This window comes from Streptomyces hygroscopicus subsp. hygroscopicus, assembly GCF_030269125.1.
Classification (GTDB): Bacteria; Actinomycetota; Actinomycetes; order Streptomycetales; family Streptomycetaceae; genus Streptomyces; species Streptomyces hygroscopicus_C.
Genome location: NZ_BSSM01000008.1, coordinates 124,221 through 143,425 on the forward strand (window position 1 = coordinate 124,221; position 19,205 = coordinate 143,425).

At 73.1% G+C, this 19,205-nt stretch carries 15 protein-coding genes; 8 read left to right on the forward strand and 7 right to left on the reverse strand.

Annotated features, from left to right (window positions below):
• The first annotated feature begins 152 nt into the window (after positions 1-152).
• From QSK45_RS19245 to QSK45_RS19265, 5 genes are read left to right on the forward strand one after another with little or no spacing between them, the layout of a single operon-like run.
• Positions 153-446: an acyl carrier protein gene (locus tag QSK45_RS19245; protein WP_285558462.1), complete on the forward strand. Its 294-nt coding sequence runs from the start codon at positions 153-155 to the stop codon at positions 444-446.
• A gap of 42 nt (positions 447-488) precedes the next feature.
• Positions 489-1,169, forward strand: a complete 681-nt coding sequence (locus QSK45_RS19250; RefSeq protein WP_285558464.1) for a hypothetical protein — start codon at positions 489-491, stop codon at positions 1,167-1,169.
• Positions 1,166-2,293, forward strand: coding sequence for an acyl-CoA dehydrogenase family protein (locus QSK45_RS19255; protein WP_285558465.1), 1,128 nt, complete (start codon positions 1,166-1,168; stop codon positions 2,291-2,293). Before QSK45_RS19250 ends, QSK45_RS19255 begins: the two co-directional genes overlap by 4 nt.
• 32 nt (positions 2,294-2,325) lie before the next feature.
• Positions 2,326-3,015: a 4'-phosphopantetheinyl transferase family protein gene (locus QSK45_RS19260; protein ID WP_285558467.1), complete on the forward strand. Its 690-nt coding sequence runs from the start codon at positions 2,326-2,328 to the stop codon at positions 3,013-3,015.
• Between the two features lie 31 nt (positions 3,016-3,046).
• Positions 3,047-4,798 (forward strand): carbamoyltransferase family protein, encoded by a 1,752-nt coding sequence (locus QSK45_RS19265; RefSeq protein ID WP_285558469.1) that lies wholly within the window; start codon positions 3,047-3,049, stop codon positions 4,796-4,798.
• Here QSK45_RS19265 and grpE read toward each other — a convergent pair whose 3' ends face one another.
• The 4 genes from grpE to QSK45_RS19285 form a co-directional block, all read right to left on the reverse strand.
• Positions 4,799-5,260: a nucleotide exchange factor GrpE gene (grpE, locus tag QSK45_RS19270; protein ID WP_285558471.1), complete on the reverse strand. Its 462-nt coding sequence runs from the start codon at positions 5,258-5,260 to the stop codon at positions 4,799-4,801.
• A gap of 2 nt (positions 5,261-5,262) precedes the next feature.
• On the reverse strand, positions 5,263-7,143 hold the full coding sequence (gene dnaK, locus QSK45_RS19275; protein WP_285558473.1) for a molecular chaperone DnaK: 1,881 nt from the start codon (positions 7,141-7,143) through the stop codon (positions 5,263-5,265).
• Positions 7,144-7,233: 90 nt separating this feature from the next.
• The gene (locus tag QSK45_RS19280; protein WP_285558476.1) at positions 7,234-8,457 is read right to left on the reverse strand and encodes an NAD(P)/FAD-dependent oxidoreductase; all 1,224 of its coding nucleotides are present in this window, start codon (positions 8,455-8,457) and stop codon (positions 7,234-7,236) included.
• Positions 8,454-8,648, reverse strand: coding sequence for a ferredoxin (locus QSK45_RS19285; protein WP_285558478.1), 195 nt, complete (start codon positions 8,646-8,648; stop codon positions 8,454-8,456). Before QSK45_RS19285 ends, QSK45_RS19280 begins: the two co-directional genes overlap by 4 nt.
• Before the next feature lie 412 nt (positions 8,649-9,060).
• Here QSK45_RS19285 and QSK45_RS19290 point away from each other — a divergent pair, with 412 nt between their 5' ends.
• Positions 9,061-10,860, forward strand: coding sequence for a hypothetical protein (locus QSK45_RS19290; protein WP_285558480.1), 1,800 nt, complete (start codon positions 9,061-9,063; stop codon positions 10,858-10,860).
• A 3-nt stretch (positions 10,861-10,863) separates the two neighbouring features.
• On the opposite strand, the gene QSK45_RS19295 is transcribed toward QSK45_RS19290, so the two are convergent.
• The 3 genes from QSK45_RS19295 to QSK45_RS19305 form a co-directional block, all read right to left on the reverse strand.
• Positions 10,864-13,254, reverse strand: coding sequence for a tetratricopeptide repeat protein (locus QSK45_RS19295; protein ID WP_285558481.1), 2,391 nt, complete (start codon positions 13,252-13,254; stop codon positions 10,864-10,866).
• Positions 13,255-13,847: 593 nt separating this feature from the next.
• Positions 13,848-15,020, reverse strand: coding sequence for an MFS transporter (locus QSK45_RS19300; RefSeq protein WP_285558483.1), 1,173 nt, complete (start codon positions 15,018-15,020; stop codon positions 13,848-13,850).
• Between the two features lie 259 nt (positions 15,021-15,279).
• Positions 15,280-15,615, reverse strand: coding sequence for a hypothetical protein (locus QSK45_RS19305; RefSeq protein ID WP_285558485.1), 336 nt, complete (start codon positions 15,613-15,615; stop codon positions 15,280-15,282).
• A gap of 237 nt (positions 15,616-15,852) precedes the next feature.
• On the opposite strand from QSK45_RS19305, the gene QSK45_RS19310 reads away from it, so the two are divergent.
• Entirely contained in the window at positions 15,853-16,344 is a 492-nt protein-coding gene (locus tag QSK45_RS19310) for a hypothetical protein (RefSeq protein WP_285558487.1), read from the forward strand.
• Positions 16,345-16,615: 271 nt separating this feature from the next.
• Positions 16,616-19,204, forward strand: coding sequence for a Pls/PosA family non-ribosomal peptide synthetase (locus QSK45_RS19315; protein ID WP_285558488.1), 2,589 nt, complete (start codon positions 16,616-16,618; stop codon positions 19,202-19,204).
• The last annotated feature ends 1 nt before the right edge of the window (position 19,205 follow it).

Sequence of the window (19,205 nt, forward strand, 5' to 3'; positions counted from 1 at the left end):
CGCGGCAGCTCCTCCTTCGGGTATGCCTGCCTCGTCAGGGCCGAGGAGCGCCCATCGGTGACTTGGCGGAGGTCCCCGCCCCGGGCAGCCTGCTGGCACCATGCCGCGCCCCGCGGCCTCGGCGCAGACCACGACGAAGGGCCACGACCACCATGGACGCAGCGCAGGGACTGCCGGACGGCGCCACCAGCTCCGCGGCCGGCCGCGACATCACCGCGGACGTCATCCGCGCGGTCGCCGCCATGGCGAAGCTCGCGCCGCGGGAGATCACCGGGACGACGCGTTTCCGCCAGGATCTCGACTTCGATTCCACCAACATTCTGGAACTGCTGATGCGTCTGGAGGCCGAATTCGACATCGAATTCGACCCGGACACTTTCGGCGCCGGCACCTTCGAAACCGTCGACGGCCTCTCGTCGTACGTCCGCGAGACCCTCGGCGGCTGACTCCCGCGTTCCCTCCCGTCCGACCGCACAGGAAGCGCCGGCATGCCTGTTCCCCTCGCTCCACCGGACACCCCGTCGCCGCTGCGCGCCATCGCGCGGCACGACCCGCCCCACGGGGCCCTGGCCGCGCTGCACCGGCGGGCCGGGGACGACACCCTGGTGCACGGGCCGTCCGGGCACGCACTGGCCCCCGCGCGACTGGTCGCGACCGCCACGCGCTCCTGCCGGGCGGGCACGATCGGCGACCGGGTCACCGCGGGCGAACGCGACCTGACCACCCCGCTGCTCGCGCGGATGGGACTCGCCGCCGTCCACAGCGCCGGGCCCGAAGGGTTCGACCCCGCCTGGCACGCCGCCGTGCTGTGGCTCCGGCTCGGGATGACCGAGCGGCTGCTCGACGCGGTGAGCGCGTACCTCGGCGAACGGTCCTTCGGCGACACCCGGCTGAGCAGGCACCCGGTGCTCAAGGACACGCTCGCCGAGGCCGTCGTCGGGCTGCTCCGGGTGGAGAGCCGGCTGTCCGACGCCGGGGAGGCGGGATCGGACCTGGACGGCACCGCCCTGCGCGTGCTGCACCACGACCTGGGCGCCACCGGCCGCCTGCTGCTCGACCTGCTCGGCGCGTACGGCCTCACCGAGGACGGTCCCGGCGCCGGCGCCTACGTCTGTGAACTTCTGGCCGACCTGTATGCCCCGGCCGCGTACTCGGGGGAGACGCGATGACACGCCGTCTGCGCACCCTCCAGGAGTACGTCCGCGCCGAGGCGCCCGCGCTGCGGGCCGCGGCCCGCGAACCGGACGGCGAGCCCCCTCGGGCCCCGCTGCTCGACCGGCTCGCGACGCTCCAGATCCCGCGGAAGTACGCCCGGGACCCCCTGGTCCTCGACGGCGAGGAGTACCTCGTCCTCAGCGCGGTCGAGCGGGTCGTCTTCCACGAGGAGGCGGCGGCGTACGGCGACGCGGCCGCCCTGCTGTCCGCGCCCGGCTCCCTCACCGCGGGCATGCTGGTCGCGGCGCTCGGCGACGACGCGCAGCAGAGCGCGTTCTTCGGGCGTCTGCACGAGCGGCCCACCTGGACCTTCCTCGCCATGACCGAACCCCAGGGCGGATCCGACGCCAACCGCCTGCACACCACCCTCGAACCCGCCGGCTCCTCCTTCGTCCTCAACGGCGAGAAGCGCTACGTCGGCAACGCGCACCGCGCCCGCACGGGCGTCGTCACCGCGCGCACCCGCCCCGGCCCGCTGGGCATCCGGTGCGTCCTCGTCGACACCTCCGCGCCGGGGTTCAGCGCGGCGCCGATCCCCACCCTCGGCATGCGGGGCGCGCTCGGTGCCCTGCGCTTCGAGGATCTGCCCGTCCCCGAGGAGGCACTGCTGGGCCGGCATCTCCCGGCCACCCGCCGGGGCATGTGGGGCTGGCTGCACGCCTTCAACCCGCTGCGCTGTGTGGCGGCCGCGATGGGCGTCGGCCTCGCGCGGGCCGCCCATCTGCACGTGGCGGCGCGGCTCGCCGAACAGGACGTCACCCGGCGGCGGCGCCTCGCCGAGCTGGGAGCGCGGATCGCGGGGGTACGGAGCCTGACCATGGCCGCCGCGCGGGCGGTGGACGCCGATCCCGGCAACGCCCATCTGCCCGCCGCCGCGAAGACGGCCGCGGCGGCCCTCGCCGTCGAGGCGACGACCACCGCCCTGCGCCTCCTGGGCCCCGGGGCGCGGCTCGAACATCCGCTGCTCGACCGGTGGGCACGGGACGCCCATGGCATCGAGCACATGGAAGGCACCTCGCACATCCAGCGCATGACCGTCTCCCAGGCCCTCGCCCGCGGCGACCTCTCCCCCGCCTGATCCCGCCGCGGCCCGGAAAGGAGGGCACGTCCGTGGACGACATCGATCGGGTGCACGTGTGGCACATCGATCTCGACGGGCCGGCCCCCGGTCCCGAAGCGGATCTGGGACCGGCCGAGTCGGCCCGGCTCGCCGGCTACACGCACGCGTCGGCCCGTGCGCGTCACGCGGTCGCCCACGGCGTCCTGCGCAGGCTGCTCGGTCACGCTCTCGGGCTGCCGCCCGCCGACATACCCATCCGCCGGGGCCCGCTCGGAAAGCCCGAACTGGCTTGTGCCGGGAGCTCGTTGTCGTTCAGTCTCGCGCACGCCGGGCGGCACGCCCTGGTCGCCCTGACGACCGGCCGAGCCGTCGGCGTCGACCTCGACCATCCTCGCCCCGGATTCCCCCTCGACGCCTTCGTCCGCCGCTACTTCCCGCCGGCGGAACGGGAGTTCCTCCTGACCAGCCCGCCGGCCGGACGGCCCCTGGCCTTCGTGCAGTTGTGGACCCGCAAGGAGGCCCTGGTCAAGGCGGCCGGTGCGCGGATGGCCCTGGGGGTCGGGCAGGAGGTGGGGGTGCCGGGCACCACCTCCGTGGTGCGGTCACGCCGGCCACCCCTGCGCGGCACCTGGACGGTCCGGAACGTTCCCCCGCCCTCGGGCGGCGCGGCCGCCGTGGCGCTGGCGGGCGGGCGGCCGTACCGGGTCGTCGTCCACGACTGGGCCACCGAGGCTCCCTGACGCGCAACTCGCCACCGACCAAAGGATTGCCATGATCGTACTGGGCCTCAGCGGTCTGCCCCACGCACAGGACCACCTGCTCGCCAACACCGCCGACCCGCACCCCCTGGACGTACGGAACGTGCAGGGGCTGGACAGCGCCGCCTGCCTGATGGTCGACGGCCGGGTCGTCGCCGCGGCCGCCGAGGAGCGGTTCGACGGGGACAAGGGCACCGGACGCTTCCCGGCCCACGCCATCGACTACGTCCTGCGGGCCGGCGGGATCGGCAGGGATCAGGTGCACGCGATAGCGCATGGCTTCGCCTACGACCGGCACCGGCGCGTGTTCGCCGCGTCCCGCGACTACTTCGACTCCGTGCTCAGCGGCCGCACCGTGATCGAGGCGCTGGGCGAGTCGGGATGGGGCGACGTGGCGGGCCGTTTCCACCCGGTGGACCACCACGTCGCGCACGCCGCCTCCGCCTACTACCCGAGCGGTTACGACTCCGCGCTGTGCGTGGTGTCCGACGGCATGGGCGAGACGGAGTCGCTCTCGGTGTACCAGGCGCGCGACGGGCACCTGAAGAAGCTGCACACCCAGCCGATCTCGCAGTCCCTCGGCTTCCTCTACTCGATCTGCACCCGGTTCCTGGGCTTCGCCTCCAACTCGGACGAGTACAAGGTGATGGGGCTCGCCGCCTATGGCGACCCGGAGCCCTACCGGCGGTTCTTCGAGAGGCTGGTCACCTTCGACGACGCGACCGGTTCGGTGCGGGTCGACTGGCCGAACGGGGCCCTGCGCGCACCGGAGTCGGGTTATCCCCGGGCCATGCGGTACCTGGAGGAGGCCGCCTTCCCGTCCCCGACGCAGAGCGGTGACGTCGTACCCGAGCACGCCGATTTCGCGGCCGCGTTGCAGGCCCGGCTCACCGAGGTGCTGGTCTCCCTCGTCTCCCACTGGCTCGACCGCACCGGTGAGACCTCGCTCTGTCTGGCGGGCGGCACCTTCCTCAACTGCAAGGCCAACCAGTCCATCTGCGATCTGCCGGCGGTCGAGCGGGTCTTCGCGCAGCCCGCGTCCGGTGACGACGGAACGGCGCTCGGCGCGGCCGCCCACGTCAGCCACCGGGAGGGCAGCCGGTACGTGGGCGACGCCGGGGGGTTCCAGCCGTACACGGGGCCGTCGTACACCGCCGACGAGGTGCGCGACGCCCTCGTCCGGCGGGCGGGCGGCGTCGACTGGACGTACGTCGGGCTCACGCCCGAGTACTACGCGGCGGCCGCGCGGGACATCGCGGAGGACCGGATCATCGCCTGGTTCCACGGGCGGATGGAGTTCGGGCCGCGTGCCCTCGGCAACCGGTCCATCCTCGGGCTGCCCAAGGGGGACCGGATCAAGGAGCGCATCAACAGCCTCGTGAAGTTCCGCGAGCCCTTCCGGCCCTTCGCCCCGGCGGTGCTCGCCGAGGACCGGGACCGGATCTTCACCACCCGGGCCTTCGCGCCGACCCGCTACATGCTGTGCACCGCCGGGGTGCGGGAGGAACAGCGGGACGCGGTGTCGGGCATCGTGCACGCGGACGGCACGGCGCGCATCCAGGACGTGCGCGAGGAGTACAACAGCGTGTTCTGGAGCCTGCTGAAGGCCGTGAAGGAGCGGACGGGAACGGGGTGTGTCGTGAACACCTCGTTCAACGTGAAGGGCCAGCCCCTGATCATGGATCCGTCGACCGCGATCGACACGTTCCTGCGCACCTCCCTCGACCGTCTCTACATCGAGGGCTTCGTCGTGCGGAAGCCCTGATCAGACCGGCGGCGGTCCGGTGACCTCCACGGTGGCGGGGCGCAGCAGGTGCGGCCCCGCGCGGTAGCCGGGCCGCAGGATCCTGGTGCAGGTCAACGGGGTGGCGTCCCGGGCGACATGGTGGACGAGGGCCTCGTGGCGGCCGGGGTCGAAGGGGTCGCCCTCCTCCCCGAAGGACTCCAGGCCCAGGGCGCCCAGCTGGATCCGCAGGGTGTCGGCGATGTCCGCGAGGCCCGGAGTCAGGGGCTCGTGGGCGCAGGTGCGGTCGACGGCGTCCAGGACGGGAAGGAGGGTGCGCAGGATGTTGGCCGCGGCGATCTCCCGTACCGCCATCCGGTCCCTGTGCACCCGCTTGCGGTAGTTGTCGTACTCGGCCTTCACGCGTTGCAGGTCGGCCGTGCGCTCCTCCAGCAGGCACCGCAGCCGCGCGGGGTCCGCGTCCCGCGTCCGGACCTCGTCCATCGTCAGCCCGCCTCCGGCTTGTCGTCGTCGACGATCTCGGCGTCCACCACCCCGTCGTCCTCCGGGGCGGACCCGCCGGACGCGCTCCCACCGGACGCGGCCGTGCCGCCGGCCTGTTCGCCCTGGGTGCGCGACCGCTCGTACATCGCCGTGCCGATCTTCTGGGCGGACTGCGCCACCCGGTCCGTGGCCTGGCGGATGGTGGCGGTGTCGGTGTTCTCGTCCTTGAGCCTCGTCTTCAGTTCGGCGAGCGCCGCCTCGGTCTCGCGCCGGTCCTCCGCGGAGACGCTCTCGGGGTTGTCGGCGATGAGCTTCTCGGTCTGGTAGACGAGCTGTTCGGCCTGGTTGCGGGTCTCGGCGGCCTCCCGCCGCTGCCGGTCCTCCTCGGCGTGCTGCTCGGCCTCGCGGACCATGCGGTCGATGTCGTTCTTCGGCAGGGCGGAGCCGCCGGTCACGGTCATCTTCTGCTCCCGGCCGGTGCCGAGGTCCTTGGCGGAGACGTGCATGATCCCGTTGGCGTCGATGTCGAAGGCGACCTCGATCTGCGGGACGCCGCGCGGCGCGGGCGGCAGACCGGTCAGCTCGAACATACCGAGCTTCTTGTTGTACGCCGCGATCTCGCGCTCCCCCTGGAAGACCTGGATGGACACCGAGGGCTGGTTGTCCTCGGCGGTGGTGAAGATCTCCGAACGGCGGGTGGGGATCGTGGTGTTGCGCTCGATCAGCTTGGTCATGATGCCGCCCTTGGTCTCGATGCCGAGGGACAGCGGGGTGACGTCGAGCAGCAGGACGTCCTTGACCTCGCCCTTGAGGACACCGGCTTGCAGTGAGGCGCCGATGGCGACGACCTCGTCCGGATTGACTCCCTTGTGCGGCTCCTTGCCGGTCAGCTCCCTCACCAGGCCGGAGACGGCGGGCATCCGGGTCGAGCCGCCCACCAGCACCACGTGGTCGATGTCGGACACCTTGATCCCGGCGTCCTTGATCGCGTTGTGGAAGGGTGCCTTGCAGCGGTCGAGCAGATCCGCCGTCAGCTGTTCGAACTGGGCGCGGGTGAGCTTCTCGTCCAGGTGCAGCGGGCCCTCGGCGGAGGCGGTGATGTACGGGAGGTTGATCGTGGTCTCCGAGGAGCTGGACAGCTCGATCTTCGCCTTCTCGGCCGCCTCCCGCAGCCGCTGCACGGCCATCTTGTCCTTGCCCAGGTCGACGCCGTAGTGGTTCTTGAACTGCTGCACCAGGTGGTCGACGACCCGCTGGTCCCAGTCGTCGCCGCCGAGGTGGGTGTCGCCGTTGGTGGCCTTGACCTCGATGACGCCGTCGCCCATCTCCAGCAGCGAGACGTCGAAGGTGCCGCCGCCCAGGTCGAAGACGAGGACCGTCTGGTCGTTCTCCTTGTCCAGGCCGTACGCCAGCGCGGCCGCCGTCGGCTCGTTGATGATCCGCATGACGTTCAGGCCGGCGATCTCCCCGGCCTCCTTCGTCGCCTGCCGCTGGGCGTCGTCGAAGTAGGCGGGGACGGTGATCACCGCGTCCGTGACGTCCTCGCCGAGGTACGCCTCCGCGTCCCGCTTCAGCTTCTGCAGCACCCGGGCGGAGATCTCCTGGGCGGTGTAGCGCCTGCCGTCGATGTCGCCCTGGTCGGGGAAGCGCCAGGAGTGATCGCCCATGTACCGCTTGACCGAGCGCGCGGTGCGCTCCACGTTGGTCACGGCCTGCCGCTTGGCCACCTCGCCGACCAGGACCTCGCCGTTCTTGGCGAACGCCACCACCGACGGAGTGGTGCGCGCGCCCTCCGTGTTGGTGATGACGGTGGGTTCGCCGCCCTCCAGGACCGAGACCACCGAGTTCGTCGTCCCGAGGTCGATACCGACCGAACGCGCCATGGTGAGTCCTCCTTCTCGTGGCTGCTCCCCCACCGTGTTCCCCGAACCTCCTTGCCTATAGAGCCTGAATAAAACTTGAGCTACCCCATGTCAAGCCTGGTCCGCTTCGGGTGGGCCGTCCAGGGCACGCGTCCACTCGGTTCCGGCCGCGAGCGCCGTGCGCCAGGGGCGCAGGGCGCGCGGCGGCATGCCCACGGCCAGTGCTCCGGTCAGCACGGTTCCCCTGCGGTAGGCGACGAGGAAGCCGCCGTCCGCCGGATCGCCGTCGACCACCCGCGCCTCGTCGTGATCGCGCAGGTGCCCGAAGGCCTGGATCCTGAGGTCGTACTGGTCGGACCAGAAGGAGGGCACCGGGGCGAACGGTTTCGCCTGCTGGGGGGCGAGGAGGTTGCGGGCAGCGGCCATGCCCTGTTCGGCCGCGTTCGTACGATGCTCCACGCGCATGTCGGTGCCGAACAGCGGGTTGTGCCAGCGGGCCACGTCGCCCGCCGCGTAGATGCCGGGCGCGGCGGCGCTGTAGCGGTCGCAGACCACGCCGTCGGCCAGCCGCAGGCCGCTGCCGGACAGCCATTCGGTGTTGGGTTCGGAGCCGATGGCCACCAGGACGTCGTCGGCCGGGATGGTGGTGCCGTCGCTGAGGCGCACGCCGGTGGCGCGGCCCGCGCCGGTCGTGATCCCGGCGACCTTGGTGCCGGTCCGCACGTCCACGCCGTGGTCGCGGTGGACCTGGGCCAGGTGCGTGCCGACCCGCTGTCCCACGGCGTGGGCGAGCGGGACGGGGGCGGGTTCCACGAGGGTGACGCTCGCGCCGAGGGTACGGGCGGCGGAGGCGACCTCGGCCCCGAGGAACCCGGCGCCCACCACGACCAGCCTGCCCCCGGCCGCCAGCCGCTCGCGCAGGGCGAGGGCGTCCGGCAGGTCCCGCAGGACGTGGACGCCGGGGGTACCGCACTCGGGCAGCCGGCGGGGCCGGACTCCGGTGGCGATGATCAGACCGTCGTAGGTGAGCCGTGTGCCGTCGGCGAGGGTCAGCGCCCGTGCCGCCGGGTCGAGGGCGGCGGCGGGGACGCCGAGCCGCAGGTCCAGGGCGAGGGCGTCGAGATCGGCCGGGCGGCGCAGGCGGGCCCGCTCGGGCTCCCAGGCGCCGGTGAGGACCTGCTTGGACAGCGGCGGCCGGTCGTAGGGCAGGTGCGGCTCGCCGCCGACGAGGGTCAGCGAGCCGTCGTAGCCCGCCCGGCGCAGGGTCTCGGCGGCGGTCAGACCGGCCGCCGAGGCGCCCACGACGACGACGCGGCGCGGCGCGGCGGCCGTCACCCCTCCACCAGCCGGATCGCGGCGGCGGGGCACATCGCCATGGACTCCCGTACGTCCTCCTCGTGTTCGGGACCGGGGGTGGCGTCCAGCAGCCGCACGATGCCTTCGTCGTCCTGGTCGAAGACCGCCGGCGCCGCCAGGACGCACTGCCCGGAGGCGACGCACCTGGGCTGGTCGACTTCCACACGCATGGGTTCCTCGTTTCGTAGATGGCGGTGGTGCGAAGAGCGGGGTGGTTCGAAGTGCCGTGGTACGGAGAGTGCGGTGGTACGGAGTGCGGTGGTACGAAGATCGGCTTGCTGTGAAGTGCTACCAGGCAACGGGTGGTTCATAAACGCCGTGCGCCAAGCCGTCGTTCTCGAACTCCGGTTGATCGACATCCGTGCCGTCGTCCGCGTGCGGAGGCGGGAGCGGAGGGTGCGAAGGTGTCCCGCCGCCCTTCCGCACGAGGTGCCGGACGAGGAAGCGGGCCGCGCTCTCGGCCTGGGTGCGCCCCCGGCACCTCCGCACACCTGTGCGTGTCCCCGGGGTTACCGCCCGATAGCATCGGGCGGGCAGCCGGGGAGGGCCGAATCGATCAGGCCGGGACGGGGATACGCGCCAGTGGTGACGGTTGGGGCAGCTCGGTTGCGGGTGCCGGTGGGGGCGGACGCGGAACGCTGGGTCACGCGGGCGGGGTGCCGGCGTGTCCTCCTCGTCGTGCACAACGTGACGTCCGCGACCCGGTTGCTGGACGTGCTGCCGCTGTTCGACGGCGATGTGCGGCTTCAGTTGTTCGCCACGTGCACGGGGTCGTCGCCGTTCCTCGCGGGCGTGGTCGAACTCCTCACGGGCATGGGGCTGCCCGTCCTGCCGTGGGAACAGGCCAAGGAGACGACGTTCGACCTCGCCGTCTCGGCGAGCTACGGCGGAGAACTGGACGAGATCCGCGCGGAGTTGGTCGTCCTGTCCCACGGAATGGGCTACAACAAGCGGCTCGCCACCCCCGGCGATCCCGAACGCCGGTCGTCCGCACCGGTCTTCGGGCTCTCCCCCGACTGGCTGCTCCACGACGGCCGTCCGCTCGCCGCGGCCACCGTGCTGTCGCACCCCGAACAGCTGGAGCGGCTGCGCGCCGCCTGCCCGCAGGCCGCGCCCACCGCCGTACTGGCCGGGGACCCCTGCTACGACCGGCTCATCGGCGCGCTCGCGCAGCGTGAGCTCTTCCGGCGCTCCCTCGGGGTGGCACCGGGTCAGAAGCTGGTCGTCCTCAGCTCGACCTGGTCGTCGCGGTCGCTGTTCGGCGCCATGGACGCGGCCGAGGAGGACGGCGCGGACGATCTGCTGCCCTGGCTGCTGTCCCGCCTGTCCACGGAGCTGCCTGCCGACGAGTACCGCTCTGTCGCCGTGCTGCACCCGAACATCTGGTACGGACACGGCCCGGGGCAGGTCAGGGCCTGGCTGGACCACGCCCGGCGGGCCGGTCTGGCCGCCGTGCCGCCGCTCGACTGGTGGCGGCAGGCCCTGATCGCGGCGGACTGCGTGCTCGGGGACCACTCCAGCGTCACCTACTACGCGGCGGCCATCGGCGTCCCCGTGCTCCTCGGGGCGTTCCCGCAGGACGCGCTCGACCCGCACTCCCCGGTGGCCGCGCTCGGGCGTACGGCACCCCGTCTCGTCCGGCGGGGCAGCCTGCGCGCGCAGATCGACGCGGCGATCGCCACCCACGAGCCGGGCCGCTACGCGCGCTTCGCCGAGCAGGCCAGCTCCTCCCCGGGCGAGTCGGCCGGGCTGCTGCGCCGGCTCTTCTACGGGCTCATGGACCTGCCGGAGCCCGAGGGCCACGCCGCGCTCCTCGATCCGCTGCCGCTGCCGCCCCACCAACCGGCCCGTCGTACCGCGCCGGTCCGGGTCTTCGCGGAGGTCGCCGACGGGCGGACGCCGGAGGTCGCGGTCGTACGGCACCCCGTGTCCGGCGACGCCCCCGATCCGGCGGAGGGACTGGCGGCGCGGGCCGAACTCGCGCACACGGCGGTGGACGAGGAGACCCGGGAGACGGGCAGGCTGCGCGTCGCGGACGTCGTCCTGCGGCAGGCGCCCGCGGACGATCCCCGGCTCGGGCCGCCCGCCGCGTGGACCGCGGAGGCGCTGGCGCGCTACCCGTACTGCGCGCTGGTGGCCTACGCCGACGGGCCGGACCGTTGTGTCGTACGCACCCGGCAGGGCGATCTGCTGCGACTGTCCGCGGCCCCCGGACCGGACGGGCGGCCGGACCTGTGCGATCCGGCCGCGTACGCCTCCGCGCTCCACGCCTGGGTCGCGAGCGGGCGGAAGCTCTCCGAGGCCGTTCCGCGACTCGTGGTACGCACCGGTGCGGTGACGCGCCGGGTGACGGTCGAACGGCTGTCACCGCCCCCGGCCTAGCGCTCAGACCTCCAGCGCGGCGAGGCGCGCCCGGACCCGTTCCGCGCCGACGGTGTTCCCCTGCTCCTCGTAGCACGCGGCGGCGGCCCGCAGATCCTCGGCGGCCCGCGCCGGGTGGCCCGAGCGGTCGTGGCACTCGGCGCGCTGCTCCAGCACGTCGGCGAGCTGGAGCAGCGCGCCCTCCGCCGTCATGATCTCGACGGCCTTGTCCAGGCAGACAAGGGCGAGTTCGGCGTCGCCCGCGCTGAGGTGGGCCTCGCCCAGGCTCATGTAGACGCGGCCCTCGTTGTAGGTGTCGGAGCCGTCGGGCAGGGTGCGGAAGCGGACCAGTGCGTCGTTCAACCGCTCGTAGGCGGCGGGGAATCGTCCCTCGCGGGCCAGGACTCGGCCGATGTGGTGCGCCAGGAGTGCGGTGGCGCGGGGCACGTCCCGCCATCCCTCGTCGCCCTCGCGGATGCGGCCGAGGATCCGCTGGGCCTCCTCGAAACCGTGCCGCGCCTCGTCGTGGCGCCACAGCTTGAGGCGGAGCAGCCCGAGGGCCTCCAGGGCGGACGCCTGGCCGCGCCGATGACCGCAGGCCTCGTCCGCCGCGGCGGCCTGCTCCAGGGCCTCCTCCGCCTTGTCGGCTTCGCCGACTCCCATGTAGGCGAAGGCGAGTTGGACCAGCATGCGGCCGACCGCGCGCCGGTCGCCGAACTCCTCGGCGCCGCGGCGGGCGGCCGCGACACCGCGCAGATGCGTGTCGATCCACTGGGCGTGGAAGCCGAGCCGCAAGTGCAGACTCCACATCGCCTCGCACAGCTGCCAGACGAGGTCGTCGAAGCCGTGGTGGTCGGCCGCGTGGATGACGGCGGCGATGTTCTCCCGTTCGGCGCGCAGCTCCGCCAGGGCCCTTGCACCGTCGCCCGGTTCGGGATCGGCCGGCGGGGCGAGGCGGTCGTAGACGGGGCCGAGGTGCCAGCGCTGCCCGATCACCCGCAGGTCCGCGGCCGCCGCGAACCGCAGATACGCGACCGCCACCCGGCGGACCGCGTCACGCATCCGGCGTTCCCCGTCCTCGGCGACCGCCAGCTCGCGGGCGTGGGCGCGGGCGAGGTCGTGGAAGCGGTAGCGCTCCTCCGCGACCTCCTCCAGCAGATGGACGCGGGCCAGCTGCTCCAGCATGTCCCGGGCCTCGGCCTCCTCGACACCTGCCGCGTGCCTGGCGCACAGGACGTTCACGGTGGGCCAGGCCCATACCGCGAGCGCGCGGTAGAAGGCGGCGCACTCGGGGGAGAGTTCGCCGTACGACACGTCGTGCGCGAGCCGGACGGGGTCGTGCGGGCCGATGCCCGCCATGGCTGCTCCCGTCCGCCCCGCGTCGTGGACCCGCTCGGAGAGTCCGCGCGCCACGCGGTCCCAGGAGAGGTGTTCGCGGACGGCGAGCCCGGCGCCGGTGGTGCACACCGCGAGCGGGATGCCGCCGGTGCCCTCCGCGACGGCCCGTACGACCTCCTCCGGAGCGGCCGACCGCGTGCGCCCCGCGACGCGCCGCAGCAGCAGGACGGAGTCCGCTGTCGACAGCGGCCGCAGGGTGAAGGGGTGCGCCCCGTGCTCGGCCACGACCCGGCCGAGCCGGTGCCGGCTGGTCACCAGGACGAGGCAGCCGGGCGATGCGGGCAGCAGGGGGAGGACCTGGGCGTCGTCCAGTGCGTTGTCGAGGACGACGATCATGCGCCGGCCGGCCGTGCAGTCCCGGAAGAGGTCCCGCTGGCGTGCTTCGTCGCCGGGGATGGTGCCGGTCCCCAGGCCCTCCAGGAGGCGGACGAGGGCCTCGGAGGGGGTGAGGGCGGTCCCCGCGGAAGCGCCGGCGAGATCGACGAACAGCTCCCCGTCGGGGAAGCGCTCGCTCAGCTCGTGTGCGCACCGTACGACGGTCGCGGTCTTGCCGATACCGCCCGGCCCGGTGACGGTGGCGACGACCGGCGCGCCCGGCGACCGGTCGGCGTCGTCCAGGAGGTCCTCGATCCAGGCGAGTACGTCCTCCCGGTCGGTGAACGCCGCCGTCGCGGGCGGCAGCATCCGCGGGCGGGACTCCGCGGGCGCCACGGCCGCCACCACGCGCGGCGCCAGCCAGGAAGCCTCCCGCGCCCACTCCCGCACCTCGCGGGCGAACTCCGGTGAAGTGCGGGCGAGTTCGACCAGTTGTAAGGCGGCGGCCCGGCGTTCCCGCTCGGTGCGGGGCAGGACGAGCACCTGCTGACCGGACGGCGTGCCCGGCTCGGTCCCCGCCCGGCTGAGCAGTCCGTGCAGTCGCTCCGAGACCCGCCTGCCCATCTCGCCGCCCGCACCGGACAGGGCGCCCGAGGCGACCGTGCCGACAGCCGAGAACACCAAGTCCGTCAACGGTTCCACCCAGCACTCCCCCGACTCGCCATGACGGCCATCGTATCGACAAAGGGGCGAAAGCAGGGGGCGGACGAGGGCCTTGAGCGGAGCGGTGGTCATCGGTCGAACCGGGCCCCGGTGCCGGTACGCCGCCGTCCGGTCGGGCCGGGGCACGCCGGTCGGGCACCCCGTGGACACACTCCCCGCAGAGGTGCCGACCGGTCGCGGGCGGAGGGCCGAGGAGCCCGGTCGCCGGTTCCGTTCCGGGGCGATGGTGGAGGTGCCGGGGCCTTCTCGGCGGGTGGTGGACGCGATGACGTTCCGGGACGGCGGCGGTGGCCGGCGCTGGACGGCCTCCATGCCCCTCGCTGGACGGCCCTCACGTCCCTCGTGCGGATCGCGCTGCTCGGACTGCTCGGGTGGGGGCGGTGGTCCGGCTCACGCGGCCCCGCGGCGGCCGGGGCCGCCGGGCGGGAGCCCGGAGGAGATCCTCGCCCGGCGCTTCGCCTCCGGCGAGATCGACGAGGCGGCGTACCCCGAGGCGGGTGGACTCCCGACGGCGCACCGGACAAGGAACCGGTGGCCGGTGATCCCTTCGCCGGACCCGTCCGCAGGCCCCTTCACTGCCCTCCGGTGCGCGGCCGCAGGGCGGCGAACGCGCCGAGGGCGCCCAGGGCGATCAGCGCCGCGAGGGCGCCGAAGCCGTAGGTGAGGGTGGCCAGGGAGGCGGTCGCGGCCACGAGGAGGGGTCCGCCCGCGTCGCCGAGTTCGCGGCCGAGTTCGGCGGTTCCCATGGTCTGGCCGAGGCGTTCGGCGGGCGTGCTCGCGGCCAGGGCGGCGAAGCCGAGCGGGGTGATCAGGCCGGTGCCCGTGCCGGTGAGGGCGGCGCCGAGGAGGATGCCGGTCAGGCCGGGCAGCATCGCGCAGGCCAGGCCCGCCGCGGTGACCGCGAGGCCGACGGCCAGGCCGCCGCGGGGCTCGATCCGGCCGGCGTCCAGCGCGCGTCCGGCCCGGGGCTGGACCACGGCCGCGCAGCACGCCAGCACCGACACCGCCGCGCCGGTCGCCACCGTGCCGAGCCCGTCGGCGCGGCCGGACACCGGCAGGAAGCCCACCCCGGCCGACAGCGCCGCGGTCGCCGCCGCGAGCGCCGCCGTCGGGGCGAGGAACGCCGGGTCGGCCAGTCGCCGGGCGAGGTCCAGCACCGTCTGCCGCGCCTTGGGCAGCGGGGGTACGACGGGCACGGCGAGCGCGGCCCAGGCGGCGACCGCGCCGCCGAGCACCGCGAGGACGGCGAAGAGCAGCCGCAGGCTGCCGACCCACACCACGACTCCGCCGAGCAGGGGGCCGAGCGCGTAGCCGAGGGACTTGTGGAAGCCGTAACTCCCGAACGCCCGTCCCCGTCCCGCCGCCGGGTTGAGCCGGGCGACCAGCGCGGACGCGGACGGTGAGAAGGCGGAGGCCGCGGCGCCCTGGCCGAGGCGCGCGGCCCACAGCCAGCCGGGGCTGTTCGCGCCGGCGTACAGCGCGGACGCGGCGGCGAAGGCAGCGAGCCCGCCGAGCAGCACCGGGCGGGCGCCGACGCGGTCGGCGAGGGTGCCGAAGACCGGCTTGAGGACGACCTCGGCGCCGTCGTACAGCGCGAGCAGCCCGCCCAGCACGAGCAGGGAGGTGACCGCGCCCTTCGTGTGGCCGCCGAGGTTGGCGGCGATTCCGTGTGCCCCGAAGGCGGTGGTGAATCCCGCGGCGTACAGGGGCCACATCTGCCGGGGCGGGGCCGGGGGCGCGGTCATGGCTGCCCCGCGTACGGGTTGCGGGGGTGCCCGCACGCGTACCGGCGACGGTACCGGTCCCTGCGTTCCACGCTCGACACAGGGCGAACGTAGCAGGCGGTGGCGCGCGCTGACGCGCGGAGCGGCGGCGCACCGGGCGCGGTGGGCCCCCACCGGAGTCGCTCAAGCACCCCGGCCCGGCCGGAACGGCCCCCGCCCACCCGTCCGGTGCCCGCTCACGCGCCGCCGCCCGAGCCCTCGGGCGCGGCGGCCCGCGCCGTCACTCCGGCGCGAACGAGAAGCTGTTCCACAGACCCGTCGCCCTGACCGCCTGGTCCGTCGCGCCGATGTCCAGGAAGGCGTAGGAGCCGCCCGGGGGCACGGTGCAGTCGGGGGTCGTGTAGAGGCGGAGGCTGCTCTGGGTCTGGTTGGTGACCTGGGTGATGCCCTCGGGGAAGCGGTGGCAGCCCTTGACCGAGGGGTTGGTGAGGTTCTGCACGATCCGTCCGTTGTGGCGGGCCACGATCTGACCGGACGCCTGGTCCTGGCAGGCGGTGAGCGCGATGCCGAGCAACGCGGAACCGGTGAGCGCGGCCAGTGACCGTGAAGCGCGCATCGGGCCTCCTGTACCAAGACGGGTGCTGCCGGGGGAACTGGTCCCCCACCACTATCCGTCAGAGTGCGCCGTACCGCCCGGTGAAGGCACCCACAGCGGGTACATCGCCTGTTCAGCGGCGCCTCCGGGGCCTTTCGGGTGCCCGCGCGGCCCGGGTGTCGCATCCGGTGTGCGGGGCGCCGCCGCCCACCCTTCACTGAGGGGAACGAATCGGGCCCCAGAGCACGGGAGTCACACATGGCAGGGCACTGGAGACGGGTGGCGGCGGGCACGGCAGCGGCGCTGACCCTGGTGACGGCGGCCGGTTGCGGCAGCGGCGGGCAGAACTCCCCCAGCCCCGCCGAACAGGCGGCCTCGGCCGCCTCCGCCGCCGCCTCGCTCGCCTCCCGCGGCGGGGACGCGCTCGCCTCCGCCTCGGCCGAGGCCGGCCGCAGACTCGCCGAGGCCAGGGGCGGGCTGTCCGCCAAGGACCAGGTGAGCCTCGGCGCGGTCGGCTTCGACCGCGACGGCAGGGCCACCACCACGGTGACCGCCCGCAACACCGCGTCCTCCGCCAAGTCCTTCGCCGTCCAGGTCAACTTCACGGACGGCGGCGGCAATCTGCTGGACGTCGTCGTGCTGACGGTCGGGAACGTGGCCGCGCACTCCTCCGGCCACGGCACCGCGCGCAGCAACCGCAGGCTGCACGGCGAGGTGCGGGCGGCCGTCGGCACGGCCCTGCGCTACTGACCCGCCGATCCGCGCTCCCGCGCCCCCCGCCCGAAACCACCGCCACGAACTCCGCCTGAACCTTGCACTGCCGCACGAGTGAACCGCCATTCGGGTGATCCGTATCGCTCCCCAGCCCCGCACTGCCAAGGATCACGGCTCTGGACGGCATTTCCGGCGAGTCGGGCGATTGGTTCGAAATGACAGGCTTACGGTGCCCTGTCCACACTGAACTGGCGGTTCGTGATCAGAAATGTTCATCAACGATCCAGAACGTTCTCGAGGAGATGGAATGGTGGAGCAGTCTTCCGAGATCGATATAAGCGGGCCGGACGCACCCGCCCTCCCCGTGAGCGGCGCCGGCCCGGACAGGACAGAGACCGAAAGCAGACTCGCGGACGCGCTCGCCGAGGTCGTGGGCACCGAACAGGTCGCGGTGGACAGCCACTTCTTCACCGACCTCGGCGCCAACTCCCTGCTCATGGCCCAGTTCTGCGCACGGGTACGCAAGCGGCCCGACCTGCCGTCCCCGTCCATGCGGGACATCTACCGGTATCCCACCGTCCGGGACCTGGCCGCGGCCCTCGCACCGGCCACCCCCGCGCCGGCCGACGCCACGGCCGCTCCGGCGGCAGCGGCACCCGTCCCGCCTCCCGCGCCACCGCAGCACACCAGCCGGCTGACCCACTTCCTGTGCGGAACCTTCCAGTTGGTGGTCTTCCTCGGCTACTCGCTCGTCTCCGGCCTGGCCGCCGGCACCGGTTACGAGTGGGTCGCCGACGGCAGGGGCGTCGCCGACATCTACGTACGGTCGCTGCTCTTCGGCGGCGGCGGCTTCCTCGCCCTGTGCGTCTTCCCGATCCTGGCGAAGTGGGTGCTGGTCGGCCGCTGGAAACAGACCGAGTTCCCCGTCTGGGGCCCCGCGTACATGCGCTTCTGGCTCGTCAAGGTACTGCTGCACGCGAACCCGATGGTCCTCCTCGCCGGCACCCCGCTGTACGTGCTGTATCTGCGGGCCCTGGGCGCGCGGATCGGCAAAGGGGTGACGATCCTCTCCCACACCCTGCCGGTCTGCACCGACCTGGTGACCATCGGCGCCGGGACGGTGATCCGCAAGGACTCCTTCATCCTCGGCTACCGGGCGCACGCGGGACGCATCCAGACCGGCCGGGTCACCCTGGGCGAGGGTGTGTTCGTCGGCGAGAAGACCACCCTCGACATCGACACCTCGATGGGCGACGGATCGCAGCTCGGGCACGCCTCGGCGCTGCACCGCGGCCAGTCGGTCCCGGCCGGCGAACGCTGGCACGGCTCCCCCGCCGAACCGGCGGGTACCGACTACCTGCGCGTCGCTCCCGCCCGGTGCGGCACCCTGCGGCGCGCCTGGTACGGCCTCGGCACCCTGCTCCAACTGCTGTTCCTCTACATTCCGTTGGCCGTCGGCGGAATGTACATGCTGTTCACCCAGGTACCGGCGATCGGCAAGCGGCTCGATCCGCGGACGCAGTCGCTCGCACCGGCCGAGCTGCTCACGGACTCGCTGCTGCTCTCCCTCGCGCTGTTCCTCGGCTTCGTGGTCGTGGGCCTGGTCGTCCTGTACACGCTGCCGCGGCTGCTGGGGATGGTCGTCCGGCCCGACCGGGTCTATCCGCTCTACGGCCTCCACTACGCGCTGCACCGGACGACGGCCCGCATGACGAACGTGAAGTTCTACGCCTGGCTCTTCGGGGACAGCTCGTTCATCGTGCACTACCTGCGCGGACTCGGGTACGACCTGTCGCACGTCGAGCAGACCGGGTCGAACTTCGGCACCGAGATGCAGCACGAGACGCCGCTGTTGGTCTCGGTCGGCAGCGGCACCATGGTGGCCGACGGACTGTCCGTCCTCAACGCGGACTATTCGAGCACGTCGTTCCGGCTGTCGAAGGTGTCGATCGGGCCGCGCAACTTCCTGGGCAACAACATCGCCTACCCGGCGGGCGGCAGGACGGGCGAGAACTGCCTGCTCGCGACCAAGGTCATGATCCCGCTGGACGGCGAGATCAGACAGGGCGTGGGCCTGCTCGGATCGCCGTGCTTCGAGATCCCGCGCTCCGTCGACCGCGACGCCCGGTTCGACCATCTGCGCGAGGGCGACGAACTGAGCCGGCGGCTCGGCGCGAAGAACCGCTACAACCTGCGCTCGATGGCCTGGTGGCTGGGCGCCCGCTGGCTGCACGTCTTCGCGCTCACCCTGCTGGCGCTCGCCTCGGTGGATCTGTACGGCATGGCGGGCCATGTGGTGATAGCGGCCTATCTGGCGCTGACGCTCGCCTTCTCCACCGCGTACTACATCGTGCTGGAGCGCTGCATGACCGGGTTCCGCGGGCTGCGACCACAGTTGTGCTCCATCTACGACCGGGACTTCTGGCGGATCGAGCGCCTGTGGAAGGTTCCGTCGCAGTGGCTCAACATCTTCAACGGCACCCCCTTCAAGTGCCTGGTCTGGCGGCTGATGGGCGTGCGCGTGGGCCGCAGGGTGTTCGACGACGGCTGTTACATCACCGACCGGACCCTCGCGGTCATCGGTGACGAGTGCACCCTCAACGCGGGCAGCAAGATCCAGTGCCACTCGCAGGAGGACGGCACCTTCAAATCCGACTTCATCCGGCTGGGCACCGGCGTCACGCTGGGCGTCTCCGCCCATGTCCACTACGGCGTGACGATGGGCGAGGGCTCGGTGCTGGTCTCCGACTCCTTCCTCATGAAGGGCGAGGAAGTGCCGCCGCACGCGCGGTGGGGCGGCAATCCCGCGGTGGAGATGCCGGCGGCCGACGGAGCCGCCGTCACCCCCGCCGGGTCCGCGACTACAGCCAGCGCCCCTGCGGCGACCGTGAGTTGAG